The following is a 23813-nucleotide window of genomic DNA, read 5'->3' on the forward strand; positions in this document are numbered from 1 at the left end:
CAGATTGGCCAGGAACTCGGTCCATTCGCAACCTAATCTAGGTCCATGACAACGACGAACCCCACTCTGGTCCCGATCCCACAGCGCCTCGATTTCGACGCGCTGGCCCCGATTTTCTCCCGTGCGATGAGCACTTTGGACGACGCCGCGACCCAGCAGCTCGACCACGCCGGCATCGAGCCGGGCCTGCGCGAACTGGTCCGCCTCCGCGCCTCCCAGATCAACGGCTGCGCGTACTGCGTCGACATGCACTCGCAGGCCGCGCGCAAGGAAGGCGTCACGGCTCAGCGGGTCGACGCGCTCGCCGTCTGGGCGGAATCGGGCCTGTTCACCGCTGCCGAGCGGGCCGCGTTCGCGCTCACCGAGGACGTCACGCGCCTCTCCGAAACGCACGTGCCCGAGTCGACCGTTTCCGACGCCGTCAAGGCACTCGGCGAGGAGGGCGCGGCCGCGGTGATCGCGCTCATCACCGCGATCAACATGTGGAACACGGTCGGCGTGTCGACCCGCTGCTGGTCGGTCAGCCCGGCATGACCAGCGCGCGCACGGCGATTCGGCGGCTCGCCACCGCACAAGCCCTGACCTCGGCGGGCGACGGCGCGGTGCTGGCCGTGTCCGCCGTCCACTTCACCACCCGGGTCGGCCTGCCGGCGGGAATCGTGGCGCTCGGGCTGTCGCTCGGCGCCGCGACGAGCCTGACCACCACCGTTCCGTTCGGGACGCTGCTGGACCGGATCGGCGCCCGCCGCGCACTCGCCGCGGCGACCGTCGCCGCGGTCGCGGGCCTGCTGCTTTTCGCCGTCGCGCACACTGTTCCGCTGTACATCGCCGCGTGCGCGCTCTTCGCCTGCGGGCAGAGCGCGCTCGCGGCGGGCCGCCAAGCCGTCGTCGCCACCGTGGTGGCTCCCGAAGGCCGAGTCCGGGCCCGCGCACTGCTGCACACCGCCGTCAACATCGGCATCGGCGCGGGCTCCGGAATCGGCGCGCTCGTCCTGGCCGCAGGCACGAACGCGGTCACCGTTTTCGTTGTGGATGCTGGACTTTTCGTCTTCGCCACCGCGCTGTACCTGCACGCCGGGCCGGACGCACCCACCGAACGCCAGACCGGCTGGCCAGCCTTGCGCGACCGCCGTTACGTCACCCTGACAGTGCTGGCCGCGATCACCCAGCTGACCATGCCGATCCTCAGCGTCACCCTTCCACTGTGGATAGTCATGCGCAGTTCCGCTCCACAATGGACTTCCGCGGTGGTGCTGCTGGCCAACACCGTGCTCGTCGTGCTCCTCCAGCTGCCGATCAGCCGACAGGTCCGCGACGCCCGCACGGCCCGCCGATCCCTTGCCGTGGGCGGAATCTTCCTGATCGCCGCCTGTTCCGTCTTCGGCTCGCTCGGAGCTTCCGCGCACCCGGTGGTCCTGGCGCTAGTGGGCGCGCTCCTGCTCACCGTCGCCGAAACGACCGCCTCCGCCGGTGCCTGGCACCTCGCGTTCAGCCTTGCACCCGAAGGACATCAGGGCCAATACCAAGCGCTGTTCGCCACCAGCACCGCGCTCGCGCGCATCACCGGGCCGATCGTGCTGGTCCCGCTCGTGCTGACGTTCGGCTTCCTCGGCTGGACGCTCGCCGGGCTCGGGATGCTGGCCGCGGCCGCCGCGCTGGCGGCCATGGCCGTCCCTCGGCGCAAACCTCAGCGGAAAGCGGACTGCCCGGTGATCGCCTGACCCACCACCAGCGTGTGCATCTCCACGGTGCCCTCGTAGGTGAGCACCGATTCGAGGTTGTTCATGTGCCGGATCACCGGGTACTCCAGCGAAATCCCGTTCGCGCCGAGGATCGTGCGCGCGGTGCGGCAGATCTCGATCGCCTCGCGGACGTTGTTCAGCTTGCCGAGGCTGACCTGTTCCGGCCGCAGCACGCCGGCGTCCTTGCGCCGTCCCAAGTGGATCGCGAGCAGCAACGCCTTCGTGTACTCGAGCGTCATGTCGACAAGTTTCTGCTGCGTCAGCTGGAACGCGGAGATCGGCTTCCCGAACTGCGTGCGGTCCTCGGCGTACGACATCGCCGCCTGCAAGCAAGAACGCGCCGCGCCGACCGAACCCCACACGATGCCGAAGCGGGCTTCGTTGAGACAGCTCAACGGCCCCTTCAGCCCAGTGACCTCCGGGAGCACCGCGTCCGCGGGCAGCCGCACGCCGTCGAGAACGAGTTCACTGGTGATCGAAGCGCGCAACGACAGCTTGTGCTTGATCTCCGGCGCCGAGAAGCCCGGAGTGTCGGTGGGCACCACGAAACCGCGCACGCCCTTGTCGGTCTGCGCCCACACCACGGCGACGTCGGCGACGCTTCCGTTGGTAATCCACATCTTCCGGCCGTCGAGTACCCAGTCGTCACCGTCGCGCCGCGCGCGGGTGCGCATGCTGCCCGGGTCCGAGCCGGCGTCCGGTTCGGTCAGGCCGAAGCAGCCGATCGCCTCGCCCGCCGCCATCGACGGGAGCCACTGCTGCTTCTGCTCCTCCGAACCCCACTTCCAGATCGCGAACATCGCGAGCGATCCCTGCACCGACACCAGCGAGCGGATGCCCGAGTCGGTCGCCTCCAGCTCCAGGCACGCGAGCCCGTACTCGGTCGCCGACATCCCCGCGCAGCCGTAGCCCTCCAGGTGCATGCCGAGCACCCCGAGCGACCCCAGGTCCTTCGCGAGACCGCGGACGTCGGGCAGCTCGCCGCGCTCGAACCAGTCGCCGACGTACGGGTCGATCCGCTCGGAGCAGACCCGGCGGACCGCGGCCGCGATCGCCTTCTCGTCCTCGGTGAACAGGTCGTTGAGCCCGGCGGGGTCGCGGGGGTCCAGCGGCGGCAGGGACTTCGTGGCGCTCATTTCTTCTCCTCTGCGAGCCAGCGGCGAATCTCGTCGCTGTGCTGCCCCAGCCGGGGCGGGGCGGTGTAGCGGGCGACCGGCGTGTCCGAGTAGCCGATCGGATGGCGGACCTGGGGCGGCGAATCGCCGACCGGCACGGTGGGGGCGAGACCGAGCGATTCCGCGAGCCTGAACCCGTCCGCGAGATCGCCGACCGGACCAGCGGGCACGCCGACCTCGGTCAGCCGCGCGGCCCAAGCGACCACCGTGTCGGTGCCGAGCTGCTGTTCGAGCGCGGCCCTCAGCTCCGGACGATTGCGGACGCGTTCGGCATTCGTCGCGAACCGCTCGTCGTCGGCCAGCTCCGGAACGCCCAGCACTTCGGCAAGCCGACGGAACTGCCCGTCGTTGCCGCAGGCGAGCGCGAGCACGTCGTCCTTGCAGCGCAACGTTTCGTACGGCGCGATCGAGGGATGCGAGTTGCCCATCCGCTGCGGCGCGCGTCCGGTCGTCAGGTACGAAGAGGCTTGGTTGGCCATCGAACCGAGCAAACTGGACAGCAGATTCACCTCGACCCGCTGGCCGCGTCCGGTCTGCTCGCGGGCGCGCAACGCGGCGAGAATGCCGATGGTGGCGTCCTTCGCGGCGAGCACGTCCACCAGCGCCACGCCGACCTTCGCCGGTTCGTCGGTGCCGGTGATGCTCATCAAGCCGCCCATCGCCTGCACGAGGAAGTCGTAGCCGGGCAGGTCCGCGTCGCCGCCGAAGCCGGAAACCGAGCAGTACACAATGCCCGGATTACCCACGCGGACGGATTCGTAGTCGAGCCCGCGCCGCCCCAGCGCGCCGGACCGGAAGTTCTCCACGAGCACGTCGGCGCGGCTGGCGAGTTCGCGCGCCAAGACCAGGTCGTCCGGATCGCCGAGATCGAGCACCACGGACTGCTTGGACCGGTTCGCGCATTCGAAGTACGAGCTGGAGTGCGCCGTCCACGGCGGTCCCCAGCCGCGGGTGTCGTCCCCGGCACCGGGTCGTTCGACCTTGATCACCCTCGCCCCGAGGTCGGCCAGGTTCACGCACGCCAGCGGACCGGCCAGCACCCGGCTGAAATCCGCGACGACGACACCGTCCAGTGGCATGCTCACGAGCGCACCTCCTCGCTACGCATACTGGCATCAAAATACGTATTTACGCAACCCGCAGGTCCGGGTAGAGTTCCCGATCACCCGAGGAGAGAAAGCACCGATGCCGACGCACCCCACGCCGGACGGCCGCCCGAGGCCGCACCACCGGATGATCGACCGGGTGTCGACCATCCTGGAGCGGGCCGCGCGCTCCCGGCACGGGGTCACGCTCACCGAGTTCGCCCGCGAGCTCGACGCGCCGATGAGCTCGATCCAGGGCCTGGTCAACGGCCTCGTCGCGACCGGCTACCTCGACGAGCACGACCGCCGCTACTCCCTCGGCCCGGCCCCGTTCCTGCTCATCCGCCTCGTCGGCCGCCCCACGGTGACGACGGTGTCGCACGAGGATCTCGAAGCGCTGCACGAGGAAACCGGGATGACCGCGGTGCTGGCGATCATGGTGGGCAGCGACCTTTATTACGTCGACTACGCCTCGCACGACCCGCGGTACGCCTATCTCGCCGAGGGTTTCGTGCGCCGCTCGCCGATCCGCACGTCGACTGGCTGGATCCTGTTGGCAGCCATGGAAAACCGCGATCTGTGGCCGCAGATCGGCGCGCTGCCGCCTTCGGACGCCGAATTGGTCGAGCGTTTTCTCCAAGACCTGACCCGGATCCAAGCCGAGGGCCTGGTCGCCGCGCCCAGTGCTTCGACCGAGGCGGACGGCGTGTCGGTCGCGGTCGTGGAGGACGGCCGGACGGTCGCCGCGGTCGGGATCATGGGCAGCCACACCGAAGTGGCCTCGCGCAAAGACGAGCTGATCGAAGTGCTGACCCGGCATCAGCGCGGTTGGCAGAAGCGGCCCTAGTCTCAGGGTATTCCGGGGTCGCTATTCGGGGCTTGTGCCGGATGTCCTCAAGCACGAACCGGACAAAGCTGGACTCATGTCGCACACGCTTGTCCGGAGGTTCCGCCCGACCGCGTGGACTCGTCCGCTGCAAATCGCCACTGCCGTCTGCTCGCTGGTGTTCACCGTCGGCACGATCCTGCAGAACTTTCTCGTCATCGACCTCGACATGCTTCGCCTCGCGCTGCAGTCGGCCGGGGCCAGCGCGTCCGACGCGCCGGGATTCCTGATCGGGCTTCGCACAGTCGGCTGCCTCTACATCGTCGGCAACGCGGTCGGCCTGCTCGCACTGCGGGGCCGGACATGGACGTTCTGGGTCGTCGTGGCCGTCAACGTCACCCAAGCCGCCGGTGTCTTCGCGATCCCGCCCGCGGTCTTCGACGCGTCCGTCACCCTCTACGGACCAGCGGGAATCCTCCCGTCCGTGATCACCGACGGCGGCGCGGCACTGCTCGCCCTGGTCTTGCTCGGCAGCCTCGTCGCCTTCCGCACGCCGTGGGCACAACGCCGGGACTGAACGCCTTACTCGACCTCGACGTCCGACAGCTTCGCCAGCACGCCGCCGTCCGGATCCAGTTCGCGTTCCACCTCGGCCAGCCGGGCCGTCGCCCGCTGATGCGCACTGCGTCCGCGCGGCGCGAGATACACCCGGACCCGCCGCCGGTCCTCCGCGTCCACCTCGCGATACGCCGCCGCGGTGGTGACCAGCCGGTCGACCACGCGGGTCAGCGTCGGCCCGGTGACCAGCGTGTGCCCGGCGAGTTCGGTCATCGTGAGGCCGTCGCCTCCGGCGAGCGCGTCCAGGACCAGCCAGCCGTCGAGGGACAGGCCCTCTTCTTTGAGCAGCGGCTCGATCCGCAGTGTGACCGCGCGTGCGGTGCGGGTGAGTGCGCGGATCAACGACGCCTCGGCCGCCTGTGCCTGCCTCATCCGCCCGCCCTCGTTCCGCCCTTGCGCAAATGCCTCCGCATTGTAAGACTTCCAAATGGAAGCAAGTCAACCGGCAAAGAAGCCCGGAGCCGGCATGGGACTCGGAGTCGCCAGCCGCGCGAGCGCGTTGCGCGTCGCGCTGGTCGTCCCGCTGCAGGGACCGGCGGGCCTTTTCGGGCCTTCGTGCGAGGCGATCAGCGAACTCGCGGTCCGGGAACTCAACGACGCGGGCGGAATCCTCGGCCGCGAGGTGACGCTGGAAGTCGTCGACGGCGGCGCTCCTCCCGCCCAGGTCGCGTCGTCCGTGCGGCGATTGGTCGACGCGGGCGAGATCGACGCGGTCACCGGTTGGCACATTTCTTCAGTCCGCAACGCGCTCGCCCCGGTGCTCGCCGACCGTGTGCCGTACGTATACACGTCACTGTACGAAGGCGGCGAAAGCCGTTCTGGCATCTACTGTTCCGGCGAAGTGCCGCGCGTGCAGATCCAGCCCGCGCTGCGGTGGCTGCGCGACAATTGCGGCGCGCGCAGCTGGTTCGTGGCGGGCGACGATTACGTGTGGCCGCGCGGTTCCGCGAACGCGATCCGGCGCTACGCAAGGGAACTCGATCTCCAGATCGCCGGCGAAGCGTTCGTCGGGCTCGGTTCCGGCGACATGGCGCGGCTCGTGCGCCGCGTCGAAACGTCGGCGTGCGACGGCGTTCTCATGCTGTTCGTCGGACAGGACGCGGTCCGGTTCAACCGCACGTTCGCCGCGCGCGGCCTCCACGAGCAGATGCTGCGCTTCAGCCCGCTGATGGAAGAAAACATGCTGCTCGCCAGCGGAGCCGAAGCGACCCACAACCTCTTCGCGTCCGCCGCGTACTTCCGCTCCCTCGTCACCGCGGACGCGATGGACCTGCTCGGCCGCTACGTCCGCCTGCACGGCCCGGCCGCGCCGCCGCTCAACAACGCGGCCGAATCCTGTTACGAGGGCTTGCATACGCTCGCCGAACTCGCCCGCCGCGCGGGCACTCCGGACATGCGCGCGCTGAACGCCGCCATCGACGGCGTCGCCTACGACGGACCGCGCGGCACGGTCGAATTCCACGGCCAGCAAGCCGCGCAGCACGTGCACCTCGCCGCCGCGCACGGCTGCGACTTCGATCCGATCACCCGGCTCTGACCCGTCCCGCTCCGGTCTTGACGGCCGCCTCCTGTCCATTTATTTTCACTTGACAGTATTTCATCTGGTACCAACTGAGGAGCGTGCGATGAACAACGTCGGCCTGCTCTACGTCGGGGCGGTACTGCTGGTCAACGGGCTGATGCTGCTCGGGCGCGTGCCCGCGCGGTCGGCCGCCGCGCTGAATCTGTTCGTGGGCGGGCTGCAGTGCGTGACGCCGACGGTGCTGATCATCCAGGCGCACGGGGATTCCGAAGCGATCCTCGGCGCGTCCGGGCTGTTCCTGTTCGGCTTCACCTATCTGTACGTCGGGATCGCGAACCTCGCCGGGCTCGAACCCGAGGGCATCGGCTGGTTCTCGCTGTTCGTCGCGGGCGCCGCGCTCGTGTACGCCGGCCTGGCGTTCTGGCGGCAGCACGATCCGGTGTTCGGCGTCATCTGGCTTTCCTGGGCTCTGTTGTGGGGCCTGTTCTTCCTCGTGCTCGGGCTCGGCCGCGAGGAGCTGACCCGGTTCACCGGCTGGACGACCGTCCTGTTGAGCCAGCCGACCTGCACGCTGCCCGCGTTCCTCGCGCTCACCGGCGGCTACCGCTCCACCGGCGCCACCGCGCTCATCGCGGCGGCGGTCGCCGTCCTCCTCGTCGCCCTCGCCGCGGTGCTCGGATTCCGCGGCAGGCTCCGCTCCGTCCACGACCGCGCGGCGGCCGCGGCCTGACCCTCCATCCAAAGGAGAAATCCCATGCGACACGGTGACATTTCCTCGAGCCCGGACACGGTCGGCATCGCGGTCGTGAACTACAAGATGCCGCGGCTGCATTCGAAGGCCGAGGTGCTGGACAACGCGCGCAAGATCGCCGACATGGTGGTCGGCATGAAGAGCGGCCTTCCCGGAATGGACCTCGTCGTGTTCCCCGAATACTCGACGCAGGGGATCATGTACGACGAGCAGGAAATGTACGACACCGCCGCGACCGTCCCCGGCGAGGAGACCGCGATCTTCTCCGCCGCCTGCCGCGAGGCCGACACCTGGGGCGTTTTCTCGATCACCGGCGAACAGCACGAGGACCACCCGAACAAGCCGCCGTACAACACCTTGGTGCTGATCGACAACCACGGCGAAATCGTGCAGAAGTACCGGAAAATCCTGCCGTGGTGCCCGATCGAAGGCTGGTACCCGGGCGACCAGACGTACGTCACGGACGGTCCGAAGGGCCTGAAGATCTCGCTGATCATCTGCGACGACGGCAATTACCCGGAAATCTGGCGGGACTGCGCGATGAAGGGCGCCGAGTTGATCGTCCGCTGCCAGGGCTACATGTACCCGGCGAAGGACCAGCAGGTGCTGATGGCGAAAGCCATGGCCTGGGCCAACAACTGCTATGTCGCGGTCGCCAACGCTGCCGGATTCGACGGCGTGTACTCGTATTTCGGCCACTCGTCGATCATCGGTTTCGACGGCCGGACGCTCGGCGAAACCGGCGAGGAGGAGTACGGCATCCAGTTCGCCCAGCTGTCGCTTTCGGCGATCCGGGACGCACGCGAGTACGACCAGTCGCAGAACCATCTGTTCAAGCTGCTGCACCGCGGTTACTCCGGCGTGCACGCGGCCGGTGACGGCGACAAGGGCGTCGCGGACTGCCCGTTCGAGTTCTACCGCACGTGGGTCACCGACGCGCAGAAGGCGCAGGAGAACGTCGAGGCCATCACGCGCAGCACCGTCGGCGTCGCCGAATGTCCCGTAGGCGAGCTGCCAGTCGAAAAGACCAAACAGGCCTGATTTTCGCTGGCTGCCGGTTTTCGGTTCAGGGAAAGGACACCATGCCGTTCATCACCGACAGGTACCACGACCAGAACCGGAACCGGCAGCCAGCCGCTCCGGCCCCCGCCCCCGTTCCGTCCGCCCCGGACACTCCCGACGCATTGGCTCAACGCCTGCGCAGCCGCGTCCTTGGCCAAGACCCCGCCATCGACGCCGTTGTCCGAGCCATCACCCTGGCCCGCGCCGGAGCAACGGAACCCGACCGTCCACCCGCGACAGTGTTGCTCCTTGGCCCCACCGGCGTAGGCAAAACCGAACTGGTCCGCCAAGTCGCCGCCGCGGTGCGGTCCAGCCCGGACGACCTGTGCCGAGTGGACATGAACTCCCTCGCCCAAGAGCACTATGCCGCCTCTTTCAACGGTGCCCCACCCGGATACGCCGGGAGCAAGGAAGCCTTCACCGTCTTCGACCGATCCACTGTGGAGGGTGATCCGTACACCCCCGGAATCGTCCTCTTCGACGAGGTCGAAAAGGCCCACCCCACCGTCCTGCGCGCCCTCCTGGGCGTACTGGACAACGGAATCCTGCGCCTCGCGAACGGTCAGGAGAAAATCTCCTTCCGCAACACCTTCGTCTTCCTCACTTCAAACCTGGGTTCCAAGGAACTGGCCCGCCGCCGAGGTTCCCGCTGGCGCTCGCTCCTGGACCGCGGCCACACCCGCCGCACCGTGGTCGACAAAGCCCTGCAGTCGTTCTTCGACCCAGAGTTCCTGAACCGCATCGACGAAACGGTGATCTTCGACGAGCTGGACCGCACCACCATCGAACAAGTAGCCCGCCTGGAAACTGATCTGCTGCGCTCAAGGCTCCGCCGCCGCGGCGTCGACCTTCAGGTAGACGACTCCGCTGTCCACCTCCTCGCCCTCGAAGGCTTCGACCCGATCTACGGCGCCCGCGGCCTGCGCCGAACCCTCCGCACCCGCCTGGCCGCCCCAGTAGCCGCGGAAATCATGCGCGTACGCCCGACCGGCACCGCCCCGCTGTCGATCACCGCCACCGCCGCGAACGGAACCATCCGCGCGACCGCCACCGATCCGGAGTCTTGACGCCGCGCGACCGCCTCTCTAAGTTCTCCGGACATAGGACGTCGGACATCCCATGTCCGGAGCGAGAGGCGGTCCCCCGGTGCTCCCGAGAACAGTCACGCTTGCGCTCGCCGCAACCCTCTTGAGCCTCACTCCGACCCCGCCACCCGCCAGCGCGAGCGGCGGCTGCACGTCGTCGACCCCGTTCGTCTCCGGCACCGAGGGCTACCACACCTTCCGCATCCCAGCCGCAGTCCGCGCCGCGAACGGCTCGCTGATCGCCTTCGCCGAAGGCCGTCGAGACTCCCCCGGAGACTCCGGCGCGATCCAAACGGTCGCCAAAACCTCCCACGACGGCGGCTGCACCTGGGGCGACCTGCGCCTAGTAGACAGCAACGGCGAAGCCACCGCCGGAAACCCGACCCCAGTACTGGCCCGCAACGGCGACCTAATCCTGCTGACTGTCCACAACGGACCCGTCAGCGAAAAAGCCATCATGTCCGGCACGGTTTCCCCGCAAGACACCCGCCGAGTCTTCGTCCAGCGCAGCCCCGACAACGGCCGCACCTGGACCCCGGCCCGCGACATCACCGCCACGACGAAGCTGCCGAACTGGCGCTGGTACGCCGCAGCCCCAGGCCACGCGACCCTCCTCAAACACGGCCGCTACGCAGGCCGAATCATCGTCCCAGCCAACCATTCCAGCGCGCCCGCCGCAGGTTCGGCAGATGTAGGAACCGAAGCCAAGTACTACGGCGGCCACGACCTCTACAGCGACGACAACGGCCGCACCTGGCACATCGGCTTCACCGACGACCCCACCGACGGCGTCCTCGCCCCCAACGAAACCACCGCGACCGAACTTCCGGACGGCACCGTGTATTTCTCCAGCCGCAACCAGGGCTCCGCCCCAGAACACCGCCTAGACGCCTACAGCACCGACGGCGGCCGCACCCTCACTCGTCCCTACCAAGTGCAACCAACCCTGTCCGGCCCGAAGGTAGAAGGCAGCGTCCTGCAAACCACCAACCGCCGGATCCTCCTCTACTCGGGCCCCTCCGACAGTGCGATCCGCCGCACCATGCAACTCCGAACCAGCTCCGACGGCGGCAAAACCTGGCGCCCGTCCACAGTTCTCGCCGACGCCCCCGCCGGCTACTCCGACCTGGTGCAACCAGACCGCAAGACCATCGGCGTCCTGTACGAAACCGGCGAAACCAGCGCCTACGAAAAGATCGAATTCCGCCGCTTGCCCCTGTGACGACGCCCGCCGCCGGTAAAATCGCCCGCATGACGGACCCGTGGCTACGCCGCTTCCACCCCGCCGACGATGCCCCCGCCCGTTTGGTGTGCCTGCCGCACGCAGGCGGCGCAGCCCCGTTCTTCCACCCGCTGTCGAAAGCGATGTCCCCCGCCGTCGACGTCCTGGCGGTGCAATACCCCGGCAGGCAGGACCGCATGGCCGAACCAGCCCTGCGCACCATCGAGGCCTTGGCCGACAGCGTCACCCAGGCGTTGCAGGCATGGCTGGACGTCCCGGTGGTGCTGTTCGGCCACAGCATGGGCGCGACGCTCGCGTACGAGGTAGGCCTCCGTCTGGAGGAACGCGGCACACCCCCGGAAGCAGTAGTGATCTCCGGCCGCCGAGCCCCGTCCCGCCAGGTGAACGAACGAGTCCACCTCCAGGACGACGACGGTCTGCTGTCCGAAATCGAAGGCCTGGCAGGCACAGATCCGAAGGTGCTGCGCGACCCGGAACTGCGAGAACTGTTCCTGCCAGCCCTGCGCGCGGACTACACGGCCATCGAGACGTACCACCCGAGCGCGGGCCCGCTCACCGCGCCCATCCACGCCCACACCGGCGACGCCGACCCCCACGCCCCCGTAGCGGACGTCCAAGCCTGGTCGTCGCACACCCGAGGAGACTTCACCCTGACCACGTACCCCGGCGGCCACTTCTACCTGGTAGACCACACTCCGGCGATCACGGACGCCCTGCTGAAACTCACCACAAGCGGTTTCTAGCCTCCTCTGCGCGGCTGCGTTGGCCCACGCTTGCTTACCCCTGCCTCGTTGACCTCCGCTTGCTTACCCCTGCCTCGTTGACCTCCGCTTGCTTACCCCTGCCTCGTTGACCTCCGCTTGCCCACCACTGGCTCGTTGGCCTTCGCTTGCCGCCCCCTGGCACCGGTGCCAGTTCTTCGCACCCTGCCGACCCGAACGCCTGCCCGCCAGCGCAACTCGCCAATGTCGGCCTCGGCCACTCGATCCCCGCGGTCTTCGGGCCTCAGACACCTTCTCCAGCACGCGGCTCTCCTGGTGCCGGTTTCTCAAACTCTTTCCCGCCGATCACCCCGAACATGGCCTCCACCAGCCTCCTCTGCCCCGGGCAGAAGCGCCTCATCTACCCGCCGCTACCACGATCGACCCGCCTCGCGACCTCCACTCGGCCTTCCACCAGCACCTCATCCCCACCATCCCGACGATCGACCCACCCCGCGATCCCCACTGGACCGTCCCCCAGCCATCAGCGCCCCTCACCACCCCTTCGCCGTTCAACCCTTCGCACCGCCACCCCTTCGCCGTCCAACCCTTCGCACTGCAGCCCCTTCGCCGTCCAACCCTTCGCACTGCAACCCCTTCCCCCGCACCAACCAAGCCCGCGCAACTGCCACCCCGCCGCACCCTCCGCCCGAGACTCCACCCGTCAATCGTTCCTGCACCGCCCCGTAGGCTGCCGATCATGGAATTGCGCAGGATGTTCGCCGGTTTGGGCCGCAGCAAGGCATTCGCCGCGTTCGGCCAAGCGATGATGCCCGCAGACCGCCTCCTCCTCCGCATCAGCGGCGGCCGCGTGGGCGTAGGCGCGGCAGTCGGACTGCGCACCCTCCTGCTCACCACCATCGGCCGCACGACGGGCGAACCACGCCAGGTCCCGCTGCTGTACGTCGAACGCTCCGGCGGATACATCGTGATCGGCTCCAACTGGGGCGGAGAACGCCACCCCGCCTGGACCGCGAACCTCCTGTCCCACCCCGACGCGACAGTCTCCGTCCACGGCCGCACCTCGCCGGTCCGAGGCCGCCTCCTGAAAGACGCCGAACGCCAGGAAATGTGGGACGCCGTCGCCTCCTACTGGCCCGCCTACAACCGCTACGCCGAACGCGCCGCCCACCGCGAAATCCGCGTCTTCCTCCTGGAACGCACAAACCCAGCCACCTGACCGAGCCGATCCCGGCTCCCCCAGCCCGACCGAGCCGGTCCCGGATCTCCCGGTCTGACCGCACTTGGCCAGCCAACTCACCTGCCCGGAAACCCGCCTACCCTCCCCGCGGAAGGAAGCTCAGCCCTTCCCAGATCGCGGGGTTCATGTGCATCGTCAGCAGGAACTTCACGTCGTTCTCCCCAGCAGCCGGTCCAGGCGCACCAACCTAGCGGAGCCGGGCGGCGATGCCGTCGAGCAGACATTCGAGGCCAAGCTCGAACTGCGCGTCCTCAGCCGCCGCCTCGGCCACCTTCCACGCGCCGGCAGCAGCTTCCGCATCCACCGACTGACCCGCTCCGACCGCCGCATCTGTCCCGGCGACCGCCTGGCCAGCCCCAGCCGGTCCGGGACGACTCCCGCCCCGTCGGTCAGCTCCAGCCGCACCCCGGTGAGCCTCCGCGGCCCGACCAGAGCCAGCCACCTCGCGAGCAGCGTCAGCCACCCGCCCAGCCTCAACGACCTCCGCATCCGACCCGACGCTCGGCCCAGCATCCGACCCGCCAGCACCGGCCGCCCGGCCAAACTCCTCCGGCTCCGCGCCTGACCCAGCACCGTCCGACCCGGCACCGTCCGAGCCAGCCTCGGCACTCTCACCAGCCGCGTCGTGCCGCTCGGCCAGAAAGCTCTCCAGCACGCGCACGAGCAACGGATACGGCCCGTCCTCCGACACGACGTCGCCGAACCAGGCCCGCGCCTGCCGCTGCACGTCCACCACGTCGACGAACGCGTTGCGCTGCCACATCGCCCGCTCTTCGGCCCACTGCAGCGCCTGCCCAGTGACATATCCGTCGAGCAGCCGGGCGTACCCGAGCGCCGACGAGAGGTCCTGACCCAGCCGGTCGAACGTCGCCAGCACGAACTCGGTCCGCCGGCTCGCATTCGGCCCCGCCGGAGGCCGCTGGTGCACGAGCCGGGCGTACCACGGATGCCGCTTCGTCATAGTCCACGTGTCGACCGCGACGGCCGTCAGCTCGCCCCGCCAGTCCTCGCCCGGGACTTCCGGGGTGCGCACCTCGCTGTTCGCCAGGTCCAGCATCAGGTCCACCAGGCCGTCTTTGCTGTGCACGTAGCGGTACAGCGACATCGGCGTGGACGCGCCCAGCTCCTTCGCCACTGCCCGCATCGTGAGCGCCTCCGCGCCGCCATGGTCGGCGAGGCGCACGGCCGCGTGGACGATGTCGACCCGCCCTAGGCCCCAACCGCGTTCCGGCGGCTCAGGCAACAGCCAAATCGGCGGTGTCGGCCCTTGATCTCCCATTCATCTCCCTGTCTCCAGCCCGCTTGCGTACATAGTACATCGTCATGTACAACGTACACAAGATGTACAACGTACACGACACTGGGGGTTGCGAAATGACTGCTCGAATTCCTGTTCTGATCTGCGGCGGAGGGATCGCCGGCCTCACCGCGGCACTGCTGCTTCACCGCGAGGGAGTAGCGGCGGCGCTGGTGGAAAAGCACGCCGGCACCTCCCCGCAGCCGAAAGCGCGCCGGTTCAACCCGCGCAGCACCGAGGTGTTCCGCCTGCTCGGCCTCATGGACGAGGTCGAGCGCGCCAGCGCTCCGCTCGCGTCGTTCACCGGGATGCTCTCCGGCACGACACTGGCCGACGCGACTTGGCCGGAGATCACCGACGCGTTGCGCGAGCGGCCGAACCTGCACGCGAAAATGCCCGACCTCAGCCCCGCGCCAAGCGTGCTGTGCCCGCAGGACGTCCTGGAACCGGTGCTGCGGCAGGCCGCTGTCGAGCGCGGCGTTTCAGTCCGGTTCGGCACCGAACTGGTGTCGTTCGAGCAGGACGACACCGGAATCACCGCCGAACTGCGCCCGGCGGACGGCGAGCCATACCGGATCAGCGCCGAGTACCTGATCGCGGCGGACGGCGCGCGCAGCCCGATCCGCACCGCGCTCGGCATTACGCGCAGCGGGCACGGGCACCTGGCCGACAATCTCGACGTCTGCTTCCGCGCCGATCTCGCGGAGCTCGTCCGGGACAAACCGTTCAACCTGTGCCGGATCGAAAACCCGGCGGCCTCCGGCGCTTTCGTGTCGGTCAACGGCACCGACCGGTGGCTCTTCTCCACCTCCGACTTCCCCGGCTCGGAATCCCTGGGAGAGGACGGCTGGCGCGAGTTGCTGCGCACCGTCGTCGGCGTGCCGGATCTCGAGGTCGAGGTGCTGAGCCGGATGCACTGGGAGTCGGGGATGTACGTGGCCGACCAGTTTTCCTCCGGCCGGGTCTTCCTCGCGGGCGACGCCGCACACGCGATGCCGCCAATGGCCGCCGCGGGCGCGAATACCGCGATCGCGGACGTAGCCAACCTCGCCTGGAAGCTCGCCGCAGTGCTCGCCGGCAGCGCGACGCCCGCCCTGCTCGACACCTACCACGCCGAGCGGTACCCGATCGGGTACGCGACCGCGGAGTTCTCCAGCATGGCCAGCGGCCATCTCGGCACCATGATCGCCGCGATCACCAGTGCCGACGCGCCGCGCATCGACCCGCTCGCCGCGCTGTTCGGCGTGCAATACGAACGCGGTGCCTTCATCCCGGACGGACGCGGTCCCGCACCGGAAGATCGATACAGCCCCGCAGGCCGTCCAGGCACCCGAGTGCCCCACGCTTGGCTCGACGCCACGACGTCCACAGTGGACCTAGCGGGCCCCGGCCTCGTCTTGCTCACTGGGCCGGACAACGCCCGATGGGCAGCCGAGGCCGACCGGCTGGGCCTCCGCCTCGTTCCGATAGCGAACGAGGCGTGGCTGGCCGAGACGGAACTCCCCGCCGACGGTGCGCTGCTGCTCCGGCCGGACGCTGTCGTCGGCTGGCATTCGACGTCGGAAGTCCCGCTTGCCGAGGCCCTGTCCCGCCTGCTCAACGTCCCTATGGAGGCAACCGTGTGATCGCTTCGGCGGTGCCCGGGTTCGCCCGCCCCGCGCGCCAGATCTGCCACACGTTCGACGCAAGAAAGGAGCACTGATCGGACAAACACCTGAAAGCGCGGACCCCCGGTGCCGGTATCTGCCAGCCCGCTTCGGCACCGACCGGTCGGGATCCGCCGCTGTCCCTCCAGGTTGAGCCGCGCCACCGTGCCAGCCCGCACCCACCCGCGGCCCGCGCCTGAAGGAGACTGAGCCGCAGCGGGTCTCAACTGCCAGCAGTCAGGGTCAAATGACCAGGGTTTGCCGCGTCGCCGCAAACGTTCCGTGCCAACAGCAGACGATTCGATCCGCCGCAGTCGGCAGCCGTCAGTTCACACAGCCCGTGACGGTAGCTGCCGCACAAGGATCGTCACGTCAAGAAGTTGTCATGAGCAGCCGCCGAGTCGGGCAATCCGCGTCAAGAACTGTCGCGCGGAGCGGCCCGTAAACACCGTCCGCACACCACCCGAATCAGGATCCGATCAAGACCCCATCAGGAGGCAAGTACCGATGACAACCCTGCTCACTCGAACCGGGACGGGTCTCCCGCCCCGTGCCGCACGACCTCCGCCTCGCCGGAGGAGAAGTCGATCACCGTGGTGGGTTCCACGCCGCAGTCGCCGGAGTCGATCACGGCGTCCAGGACGTGGTCGAGTTCTTCCTTGATCTCCCAGCCCTGGGTGAGGGGCTCGCCGGAATCGGGCAGCAGCAGCGTGCTCGACAGGATCGGCTCGCCCAGTTCGCCGAGGAGTTCCTGGGTCACCACGTGGTCGGGGATCCGCACGCCGACGGTCTTCTTCTTGGCGTGCAGCAGCCGCCGCGGGACTTCCTTCGTCGCCGGGAGGATGAACGTGTACGCGCCGGGCGTGCTGGCCTTGATGGCGCGGAACACCGCGTTGTCGATGTGCACGAACTGGCCGAGCTGGGCGAAGTCCTGGCAGACGAGCGTGAAGTGGTGCCGGTGGTCGAGCTTGCGGATGGTGCGGATCCGTTCCATCCCCTGCTGGTTGCCGATGCGGCAGCCGAGCGCGAAGCACGAGTCGGTCGGGTAGGCGATGAGCCCGTCGTCGCGCAGCAGGTCGACTACCTGGGCGAGCGCGCGGCGCTGCGGGTTCTGCGGGTGCACGTCGAAGTAACGGGCCATTGCCCGAGCTTAGGCGTGCCCGCCGGGCCGGGCGCGCGGGCTCTCCGGAGGCCGGGCACAGTGACGGGCGAGGAGGTACGTCCGTGCATGCTCTCTGGTCCACCGGCGAACAGTGGGAACTGCTGCCGCCGGTGCTGCTCGCCCTGCTGCTGAGCACGGTGATCGGCATCGAGCGCGAGGTCGGCAACAAACAGGCCGGCCTGCGCACGCACACGCTGGTCGGCGTTGGGTCGGCAGTCTTCATGCTGGTGTCGAAATACGGCTTCGCCGATTTGCTCGGCATCGAGCACGTGGCACTCGACCCGTCGCGGATCGCCGCGCAGATCGTGTCCGGCATCGGGTTCGTCGGCGGCGGGCTGATCTTCGTGCGCCGCGACGCGGTGCGCGGCCTGACAACCGCGGCGACCGTCTGGCTCGCCGCGGCCGTCGGAGTCGCATGCGGCGCCGGGCTGCCCGTGCTGGCCGTCGCGACGACTGCCGGGCTCGTGGTGATCACTCGCGGATTCCCGCCGCTTTCCCGGTTCGTCGCGCGCCATCGGCGGCAGCCGCCGATCCTCCGGTTGAGTTATGCCGACGGACACGGCGTACTGCGCGCCGTGCTCGCCACTTGCACCGATCGGGGCTGGGCCGTCCACCGGGTGGCGGTCGACCGCGAAACAGTTTCCGAAGAGGGGCAACGGATCGCGGTCGTCACCTTGCTGTTGCAGGGGCGCGGCGATCTTCCCGAACTCACCGCGGAACTGGCCGAATTGCCCGGCGTGCGAAGCACCGCGACGGGAACCGAGGACCCGCTCGAAGATTGACCCGCCCCGGACTCACACGGATCGCCGGACTTCAGGCACACTGGAGGCAGTGCGGAAACCCCGGTGCGGCAAGAAAAACGAGCGCCGAGGAGAAACCATCCAAATGGGAGGTGAGAGCATGGCCCCCGGCGGTGGCGAGGACCTGATGTCCGTCCGGCCGTCCTTCGACTCGGCGTGGCGCGGCTATCAGCGCGGCCAGGTCGAAGAATTCGTCACGTGGGTCGAGGCGGAATTCCGGCGCCTCGCGGCGGAACGCGACGCCGCGGCACAGCAGGCGGCCGAACTCGCCGAGCGCAATCGCGAACTGCGCGCGACGGTCGACCGGATCAGCCGCACCCCTATCGAGCCGGACGCATTGCAGGAACGCTCCCGCCGGATGGTCGAGCTGACGCGCGAGGAAGCCGCGGAGATCACCGCCCGCGCCGAGGACACCGCCGCGCGGATCATCGCCGACGCCAAGGCGGAAGCCGTCCGCCTCACTGAAAAGGAACGCGCGCTCGTCGAAGCCGTCTCCGCGGACCGCGTGCAGCAGCGGCAAGAACACGAAGATCTGCTGCGCCGCGCAGTCGAGGAACGCAAAGCCGCGGACGAGGCGGCGGCGAAAGAACGCCGGCGGCTCGAAGAACACCTCACGCGCACGTTGGCCGACCGCCGCACCGACGCACTCCGAGAAATCGCCGACCGCACCGCCACCGCGCGCGCCGAAGCCGACGCGCACGTCCGCCAAGCCACCGACCACGCCACCCGAATCGTCGCCGACGCCGAACAGCGCGTCGCCGAACTCGCCGCCGTCCAGCAACGGGTCAAGGCCGCGCTGCGCGGCGCCCGCGAACTGCTGGCCACCGCGAACGCCGACCTCGCGCCGGACGGAACGCCCGTGCCGAACCAAAGACGCACCTCCGCGCTCACCGAAGTCACCGAGGCCACTCCGACTGGCTGAACGCCAGCACTGGAGACGTCGCCAGGCCTGCTGGACGGCTGGACATCCTCGGCGGCCGGACACCTTCGGCGGGTGATCTACGCGGCGCGGGGACACCCTCGGCGAATGGCCCGCTCGGAGGCCGGACACCCTCGGCGGGTGATCTACGGGGTGGGTGGCCCCCTTCGGCGGGTGGCCTGCGCAGCGGATGGACACCTTCGGCGGATGGCTTGCGCGGCGCGTGGCAGCCCACAGCGTCTGACCTACTCGGCGGCCAGACACTTTCGGCGGGTGATCTACTCGGCGCGTAGCGACCCACGACGACTGACCTGCTCGGCGGATGGCCACCACGAGCGCCGACGTCGCGTCGAACCAGTGCCGCCGCACGTGCGCGTTTATGACAGCCGCCACTGGCTGAGCGCCAACCCCAGATACGCCGGACGGTTCACTCAGCGGCGACCGCCGTGCAGGCCGACCTCGCGGCCAACGTGCGCGTTCATCGCAGGCAGCGCGCATGGCTTAGCACCAATCCCGGCTACGCCGGGTGGCGTACTCGGGATGGTCGGACAGCGAACCGGTGCCGAACGTCGGCGATCGCCGAAGTCGCCCCGGCGGTTGAGCGCCGAACCTGGATACGCCGGGTGGGTATACTGGGGAGTGGACCAACGGGGATGTCGAGAAAAAGGGACGATGTGCGATGACCGGCTACGGCAGTGAACGAGAGGCCTACCTCAAGCGCCTTCGCCGGATCGAGGGGCAGATCCGCGGCCTGCAGCGCATGGTCGAGGAGGACAAGTACTGCATCGACATCCTGACGCAGGTGTCCGCGGCGACGAAGGCGTTGCAGTCTTTCTCGCTGGAGCTGCTCGACGAGCATCTGGCGACCTGCGTCGTCCAGGCTGCGGCTGCGGGCGGAGAGGAAGCCGATCTGAAGGTGCGCGAAGCCTCCGACGCGATCGCTCGGCTGGTGCGTTCCTGACGTAACTCACGGCTCGTTCCGCGGAGCGCGGGTTCGGCTAGTCCGACGTTATAAGGCCACACCCGTTGACGCGACCATGGCCGCCGCTGCGGGTGGAGGGAACTGCGCGGATAGTGCACATGCGAGGTCTCCCACGTGATTTGCCCGCTTGATGCATTCCTGAGGCTTACCCGCGCGATGCGTCCCCAGGGCTTACCCGAGCGATGCATTCCCAAGGCCTACCGCGCGATGCGTCCCCACGGCCTACCCGCGTAATGAGTTCCTGCGACACGTCCTAGCCGGTTCCACCGCACGCGACTGCCGGTCAATCCGCTGTGCTCACTAGTCCGGCGCTCTCATCGTCCCCGCCGGTCGCGGTCCCTGGTGCAGCGATCAGCGCCCGAGCAATCCGTAGCCGCCAAAGCGCGGAGCCCGGCGAACGTGAAACGGGCCAGCAGCGGGAAGTCCCGCCAACTGGCCCGTCCTCAGGTGAATCAAGCAGCCCGGAAGCGCCGCAACCGCAGGCTGTTCGACACCACGAACACCGACGAGAACGCCATCGCGGCACCTGCGATCATCGGGTTGAGCAGGCCGAATGCGGCCAGCGGCAGTGCCGCCACGTTGTAGGCGAACGCCCAGAACAGGTTTCCCTTGATCGTGCCGAGCGTGCGGCGGGCGAGGCGGATCGCGTCGACTGCTGCGCGCAGGTCGCCTCGGACCAGGGTCAGGTCGCCCGCCTCGATGGCTGCGTCCGTTCCGGTGCCCATGGCCAGGCCGAGGTCGGCTTGGGCCAGCGCGGCTGCGTCGTTGACGCCGTCGCCGACCATGGCCACCACTCGGCCTTCGTCTTGCAGTCGCTTCACCACGGCCACCTTCTCCGCGGGCAGCACTTCGGCCACTACCTCGGTGATGCCTGCGGCGTCGGCGATCGCCCGCGCTGCGCCGGCGTTGTCGCCGGTCAGCAGCACTGGACGCAGGCCCAGGGCTTGGAGTTCGGCGACAGCTTGGGCAGAGGTCGGCTTGATCGTGTCCGCGACCACCAGCACGCCTCGGGCCACGCCGTCCCAGGCGACGAACACTGCTGTCGCGCCTTGTTCTTCCGCTGCGGACTTGGCCTCGGCGAGCCGGTCGTCGACCTTCACGCTCCAGTCGGCCAGGAACGCCGCACGGCCGGCTAGGACAGCTGCGCCTTCCACGAGGCCGGAGACGCCGAGGCCCTCGGTGTTCCGGAACTCCGTCGCGGACGGGAGGTCACCGACTCGTTCGCGAGCACCGTCTGCGATGGCTTTCGCGATCGGGTGTTCCGAAGCGTGCTCGACTGCTCCGGCATAGCGCAGCAGTTCGCGCTCCGTGACGCCTTCCCCGACGTGGACGTCCACCAGGCTCATTCGCCCGGTCGTGACGGTCCCGGTCTTGTCGAGCACCACGGTGTCGACGCGGCGAGTGGACTCGAGCACCTCCGGACCCTTGATGAGAATCCCGAGTTGCGCGCCACGACCGGTGCCGACCAGCAGGGCGGTGGGGGTCGCGAGCCCTAGGGCGCACGGGCAGGCGATGATCAGCACCGCTACCGCGGCAGTGAACGCCTCGGTGACGTTTCCGCTGGTCAGCAGCCAGGTGACCAGCGTTCCCAGGGCCAAGACCAGCACGATCGGCACGAACACTGCCGAGACGCGGTCGGCCAGTCGCTGTACTGCGGCTTTGCCGTTCTGTGCTTCCTCGACGAGCCGGGCCATCTGCGCGAGCTGTGTGTCCGCGCCGACCCGGGTCGCGCGCACCGCGATCCGGCCGCCGACGTTCACCGTCGCTCCGGTCACGCCGTCACCGACTGCGACCTCGACCGGCACGGATTCCCCGGTGATCATGCTGACGTCGACTGCCGAGCCACCGTCCGTGACCACGCCGTCGGTGGCGATCTTCTCGCCAGGCCGCACCACGAACGTGTCGCCGACCCGCAGTTGCTCGACCGGGATTCGCTGCTCGCGACCATCGCGAAGGACCGTCACGTCTTTCGCGCCGAGTTCGAGCAGGGCTCGCAGCGCAGCCCCGGAGCGACGCTTCGACCGAGCCTCGAAATAGCGGCCGGCCAGGATGAACGTGGTGACGCCCGCCGCGACCTCGAGGTAGATGTTGTCGGTTCCGGATCCCCCGGACACGCTGAACTCGAAGCCGTGCCGCAGGCCGGGCATCCCCGCCATGCCGAAGAACAGCGCGTACAGCGACCACAGCGTGGCGGCCGAGACGCCGAGCGAGATCAGCGTGTCCATCGTCGCCGCGCCGTGCCTGAGGTTGGTCCACGCGGCGCGGTGGAACGGCCACGCTCCCCAGACCACCACCGGCGCGGCGAGCGTGAGCGACAGCCACTGCCAGTTCGTGAACTGCAGCGCGGGGACCATCGCCAGCACGATCACCGGCACCGTGAGGATCGCCGAGTAGAGGAGCCGGTCGCGCAGCGGTCGCGTCTCGTCCTGCTCGGGCTCTTCCGGCTTCTCCGGTTGCGGCGCTTGCGCGGTGTAACCAGTCGCTTCGACGACGCCCACCAGGTCGTCGACCGAAACGGTGGAGGGGTATTCGACGTGTGCCTTCTCGGTCGCGTAGTTGACGCTCGCACTGACGCCCTCGACCTTGTTGAGCTTCCGCTCGACCCGAGCAGCGCACGACGCGCAGGTCATCCCGCCGATGGCGAGTTCGACTGACTGCACGGGGGCTGGTGTCGTGGTGCTCATGTCACTCCTTTTTACGCGACGACCTGGTAGCCGGCCTCAGCGACGGCAGCCTCGACGGCTTCGCGCGAGATCGGCTCCGCACTGGTGACCTTCACGGCGCCGGTGGCGAGGTCGACGTCGACCGTCCGCACGCCGGTCAGGCCGCCTACCTCTTCTTTCACCGATCCGACGCAGTGCCCGCACGTCATGCCCTCGACGGTGTAAGTCGCTTCGGTCATCGCCACACTCCCTATGGTGCTCTCTCCTGATGCCTCCTTTATACCCCTAGGGGGTAGCAGTACGCCAGGGGACCCTCTGCCGAACCCGGTTACCCGCCGGGAGAGACTTCACGGATGCGGAAGATCTACGCGATCGGGATCGGCGCCGGCGACCCGGAACACCTCACGGTGCAGGCAATCGACCGGCTCAATCGCGTCGACGTGTTCTTCGTGCTCGACAAGGGCAGCGCGAAAGCCGACCTGGTGCAGCTGCGCCAGGAGATCCTGGAGCGGTTCGTGAGCCGGCCGGGGTATCGCGTGGTGAGCGCGAAGGACCCGGACCGCGACCGCACGCCCGCCGACTACCGCACCGCGGTCGCCGACTGGCACCAGCTCCGCACGGACGTCTACGAGCAGCTGATCCGCGACGAGCTGGCTGACGGCGAGACCGGCGCGTTTCTCGTCTGGGGCGATCCGGCGCTGTACGACAGCACTATCGCGTTGATCGAGGCCGTGCTCGCGCGCGGGAATGTGGCGTTCGACTACGAGGTCGTGCCGGGGATCAGCAGCATCTCCGCGCTGGTCGCGCGGCATCGGACGACGATGAACCAGATCGGCCGGGCTGTGCAGCTCACAACTGGGCGCCGACTGGCCGATGGCTGGCCGAGTGACGCTGATGACGTCTTCGTGCTGCTCGACGCGCACACCACGTTCGATCAGTATGCGGGCCAGGGCTTGTGGATCTATTGGGGCGCGTACGTCGGGACTCCGGACGAGATCCTGCTGTCCGGGCCGCTGGATGACGAGCTGGCGGCGAAGATCCGGGAGACGCGAGCCGCGGCTCGGGAGCGGCACGGGTGGATCATGGACACCTATTTGCTGCGCCGGCCGGAGTGAGGCCGGCGGGCCGCCTTTTCGGCCCGCTGTTTTTGGGCATGAAAAAAGGGGCGGGACTCCGGGAAAACCTTTTCAGGTTCTCGACCGGGGTCCCGCCCCTTTTTCTCATGTTGAGTTCGGCGGTGTCCTACTCTCCCACAACCCTTCGGTTGCAGTAC

At 68.6% G+C, this 23813-nt stretch carries 23 protein-coding genes; 16 read left to right on the forward strand and 7 right to left on the reverse strand.

The genetic code is table 11. From position 1 onward, the window contains the following. Positions 1–45: 45 nt before the first annotated feature. On the forward strand, positions 46–534 hold the full coding sequence (locus tag ACFXI3_RS35425) for a carboxymuconolactone decarboxylase family protein (protein WP_344283005.1): 489 nt from the start codon (positions 46–48) through the stop codon (positions 532–534). Further along, complete coding sequence (locus ACFXI3_RS35430; RefSeq protein WP_378405544.1) at positions 531–1721, forward strand: MFS transporter; 1191 nt, start codon at positions 531–533, stop codon at positions 1719–1721. The genes ACFXI3_RS35425 and ACFXI3_RS35430 overlap by 4 nt, the downstream gene beginning before the upstream one ends. Here the strand turns inward: ACFXI3_RS35430 and ACFXI3_RS35435 are convergent. Together ACFXI3_RS35435 and ACFXI3_RS35440 are read right to left on the reverse strand one after the other, a co-directional pair. Then, positions 1688–2878: an acyl-CoA dehydrogenase family protein gene (locus ACFXI3_RS35435; RefSeq protein ID WP_354747581.1), complete on the reverse strand. Its 1191-nt coding sequence runs from the start codon at positions 2876–2878 to the stop codon at positions 1688–1690. The two genes, ACFXI3_RS35430 and ACFXI3_RS35435, sit on opposite strands and share 34 nt — an antisense overlap. Further along, the gene (locus tag ACFXI3_RS35440; RefSeq protein WP_378405573.1) at positions 2875–3996 is read right to left on the reverse strand and encodes a CaiB/BaiF CoA transferase family protein; all 1122 of its coding nucleotides are present in this window, start codon (positions 3994–3996) and stop codon (positions 2875–2877) included. The genes ACFXI3_RS35435 and ACFXI3_RS35440 overlap by 4 nt, the downstream gene beginning before the upstream one ends. A 106-nt stretch (positions 3997–4102) precedes the next feature. On the opposite strand from ACFXI3_RS35440, the gene ACFXI3_RS35445 reads away from it, so the two are divergent. Both ACFXI3_RS35445 and ACFXI3_RS35450 read left to right on the forward strand, forming a co-directional pair. Continuing rightward, on the forward strand, positions 4103–4849 hold the full coding sequence (locus ACFXI3_RS35445) for a helix-turn-helix domain-containing protein (protein ID WP_344282996.1): 747 nt from the start codon (positions 4103–4105) through the stop codon (positions 4847–4849). A 76-nt stretch (positions 4850–4925) separates the two neighbouring features. Beyond that, positions 4926–5405, forward strand: a complete 480-nt coding sequence (locus ACFXI3_RS35450) for a hypothetical protein (RefSeq protein ID WP_378405546.1) — start codon at positions 4926–4928, stop codon at positions 5403–5405. A 5-nt stretch (positions 5406–5410) separates the two neighbouring features. Here ACFXI3_RS35450 and ACFXI3_RS35455 read toward each other — a convergent pair whose 3' ends face one another. After that, the gene (locus ACFXI3_RS35455; protein WP_344282990.1) at positions 5411–5818 is read right to left on the reverse strand and encodes a MarR family transcriptional regulator; all 408 of its coding nucleotides are present in this window, start codon (positions 5816–5818) and stop codon (positions 5411–5413) included. Between the two features lie 94 nt (positions 5819–5912). Here ACFXI3_RS35455 and ACFXI3_RS35460 point away from each other — a divergent pair, with 94 nt between their 5' ends. The 7 genes from ACFXI3_RS35460 to ACFXI3_RS35490 all read left to right on the forward strand — a co-directional run bounded on the left by ACFXI3_RS35460 (position 5913) and on the right by ACFXI3_RS35490 (position 13050). Next, complete coding sequence (locus ACFXI3_RS35460) at positions 5913–6983, forward strand: substrate-binding domain-containing protein (protein WP_344282987.1); 1071 nt, start codon at positions 5913–5915, stop codon at positions 6981–6983. An 88-nt stretch (positions 6984–7071) separates the two neighbouring features. Further along, entirely contained in the window at positions 7072–7698 is a 627-nt protein-coding gene (locus tag ACFXI3_RS35465; protein ID WP_378405549.1) for an AmiS/UreI family transporter, read from the forward strand. Positions 7699–7722: 24 nt separating this feature from the next. Then, positions 7723–8760, forward strand: a complete 1038-nt coding sequence (locus ACFXI3_RS35470) for an aliphatic amidase (protein ID WP_344282981.1) — start codon at positions 7723–7725, stop codon at positions 8758–8760. Positions 8761–8801: 41 nt separating this feature from the next. Next, positions 8802–9848 (forward strand): AAA family ATPase, encoded by a 1047-nt coding sequence (locus ACFXI3_RS35475; protein WP_378405551.1) that lies wholly within the window; start codon positions 8802–8804, stop codon positions 9846–9848. A 79-nt stretch (positions 9849–9927) separates the two neighbouring features. Then, positions 9928–11088: an exo-alpha-sialidase gene (locus ACFXI3_RS35480; RefSeq protein WP_378405553.1), complete on the forward strand. Its 1161-nt coding sequence runs from the start codon at positions 9928–9930 to the stop codon at positions 11086–11088. A 29-nt stretch (positions 11089–11117) separates the two neighbouring features. Beyond that, positions 11118–11852: a thioesterase II family protein gene (locus ACFXI3_RS35485; RefSeq protein WP_378405555.1), complete on the forward strand. Its 735-nt coding sequence runs from the start codon at positions 11118–11120 to the stop codon at positions 11850–11852. 718 nt (positions 11853–12570) lie between these two features. Next, positions 12571–13050, forward strand: a complete 480-nt coding sequence (locus tag ACFXI3_RS35490; protein WP_378405557.1) for a nitroreductase family deazaflavin-dependent oxidoreductase — start codon at positions 12571–12573, stop codon at positions 13048–13050. A 208-nt stretch (positions 13051–13258) separates the two neighbouring features. Here ACFXI3_RS35490 and ACFXI3_RS35495 read toward each other — a convergent pair whose 3' ends face one another. Next, positions 13259–14350 (reverse strand): TetR/AcrR family transcriptional regulator C-terminal domain-containing protein, encoded by a 1092-nt coding sequence (locus ACFXI3_RS35495; RefSeq protein WP_378405559.1) that lies wholly within the window; start codon positions 14348–14350, stop codon positions 13259–13261. A gap of 95 nt (positions 14351–14445) precedes the next feature. On the opposite strand from ACFXI3_RS35495, the gene ACFXI3_RS35500 reads away from it, so the two are divergent. Then, positions 14446–15993, forward strand: coding sequence for an FAD-dependent monooxygenase (locus ACFXI3_RS35500; RefSeq protein WP_378405561.1), 1548 nt, complete (start codon positions 14446–14448; stop codon positions 15991–15993). Positions 15994–16534: 541 nt separating this feature from the next. Here ACFXI3_RS35500 and ACFXI3_RS35505 read toward each other — a convergent pair. Next, positions 16535–17155: an L-threonylcarbamoyladenylate synthase gene (locus ACFXI3_RS35505; protein WP_116206505.1), complete on the reverse strand. Its 621-nt coding sequence runs from the start codon at positions 17153–17155 to the stop codon at positions 16535–16537. Positions 17156–17238: 83 nt separating this feature from the next. On the opposite strand from ACFXI3_RS35505, the gene ACFXI3_RS35510 reads away from it, so the two are divergent. The 3 genes from ACFXI3_RS35510 to ACFXI3_RS35520 all read left to right on the forward strand — a co-directional run bounded on the left by ACFXI3_RS35510 (position 17239) and on the right by ACFXI3_RS35520 (position 19856). After that, positions 17239–17958 (forward strand): MgtC/SapB family protein, encoded by a 720-nt coding sequence (locus ACFXI3_RS35510; RefSeq protein WP_344282958.1) that lies wholly within the window; start codon positions 17239–17241, stop codon positions 17956–17958. A gap of 118 nt (positions 17959–18076) precedes the next feature. After that, on the forward strand, positions 18077–18898 hold the full coding sequence (locus ACFXI3_RS35515; RefSeq protein ID WP_378405563.1) for a DivIVA domain-containing protein: 822 nt from the start codon (positions 18077–18079) through the stop codon (positions 18896–18898). Between the two features lie 676 nt (positions 18899–19574). Then, entirely contained in the window at positions 19575–19856 is a 282-nt protein-coding gene (locus ACFXI3_RS35520; protein WP_009081418.1) for a metal-sensitive transcriptional regulator, read from the forward strand. A gap of 473 nt (positions 19857–20329) precedes the next feature. On the opposite strand, the gene ACFXI3_RS35525 is transcribed toward ACFXI3_RS35520, so the two are convergent. Continuing rightward, positions 20330–22561 (reverse strand): heavy metal translocating P-type ATPase, encoded by a 2232-nt coding sequence (locus ACFXI3_RS35525; RefSeq protein ID WP_378405565.1) that lies wholly within the window; start codon positions 22559–22561, stop codon positions 20330–20332. 11 nt (positions 22562–22572) lie between these two features. Continuing rightward, positions 22573–22779, reverse strand: a complete 207-nt coding sequence (locus ACFXI3_RS35530; protein WP_378405567.1) for a heavy-metal-associated domain-containing protein — start codon at positions 22777–22779, stop codon at positions 22573–22575. A gap of 114 nt (positions 22780–22893) precedes the next feature. Between ACFXI3_RS35530 and cobF the strand changes: the two genes are divergently transcribed. Continuing rightward, the gene (cobF, locus tag ACFXI3_RS35535) at positions 22894–23655 is read left to right on the forward strand and encodes a precorrin-6A synthase (deacetylating) (RefSeq protein WP_378405569.1); all 762 of its coding nucleotides are present in this window, start codon (positions 22894–22896) and stop codon (positions 23653–23655) included. The last annotated feature ends 158 nt before the right edge of the window (positions 23656–23813 follow it).

Source organism: Amycolatopsis sp. NPDC059235 (assembly GCF_042754125.1).
Lineage (GTDB): Bacteria > Actinomycetota > Actinomycetes > Mycobacteriales > Pseudonocardiaceae > Amycolatopsis > Amycolatopsis albidoflava.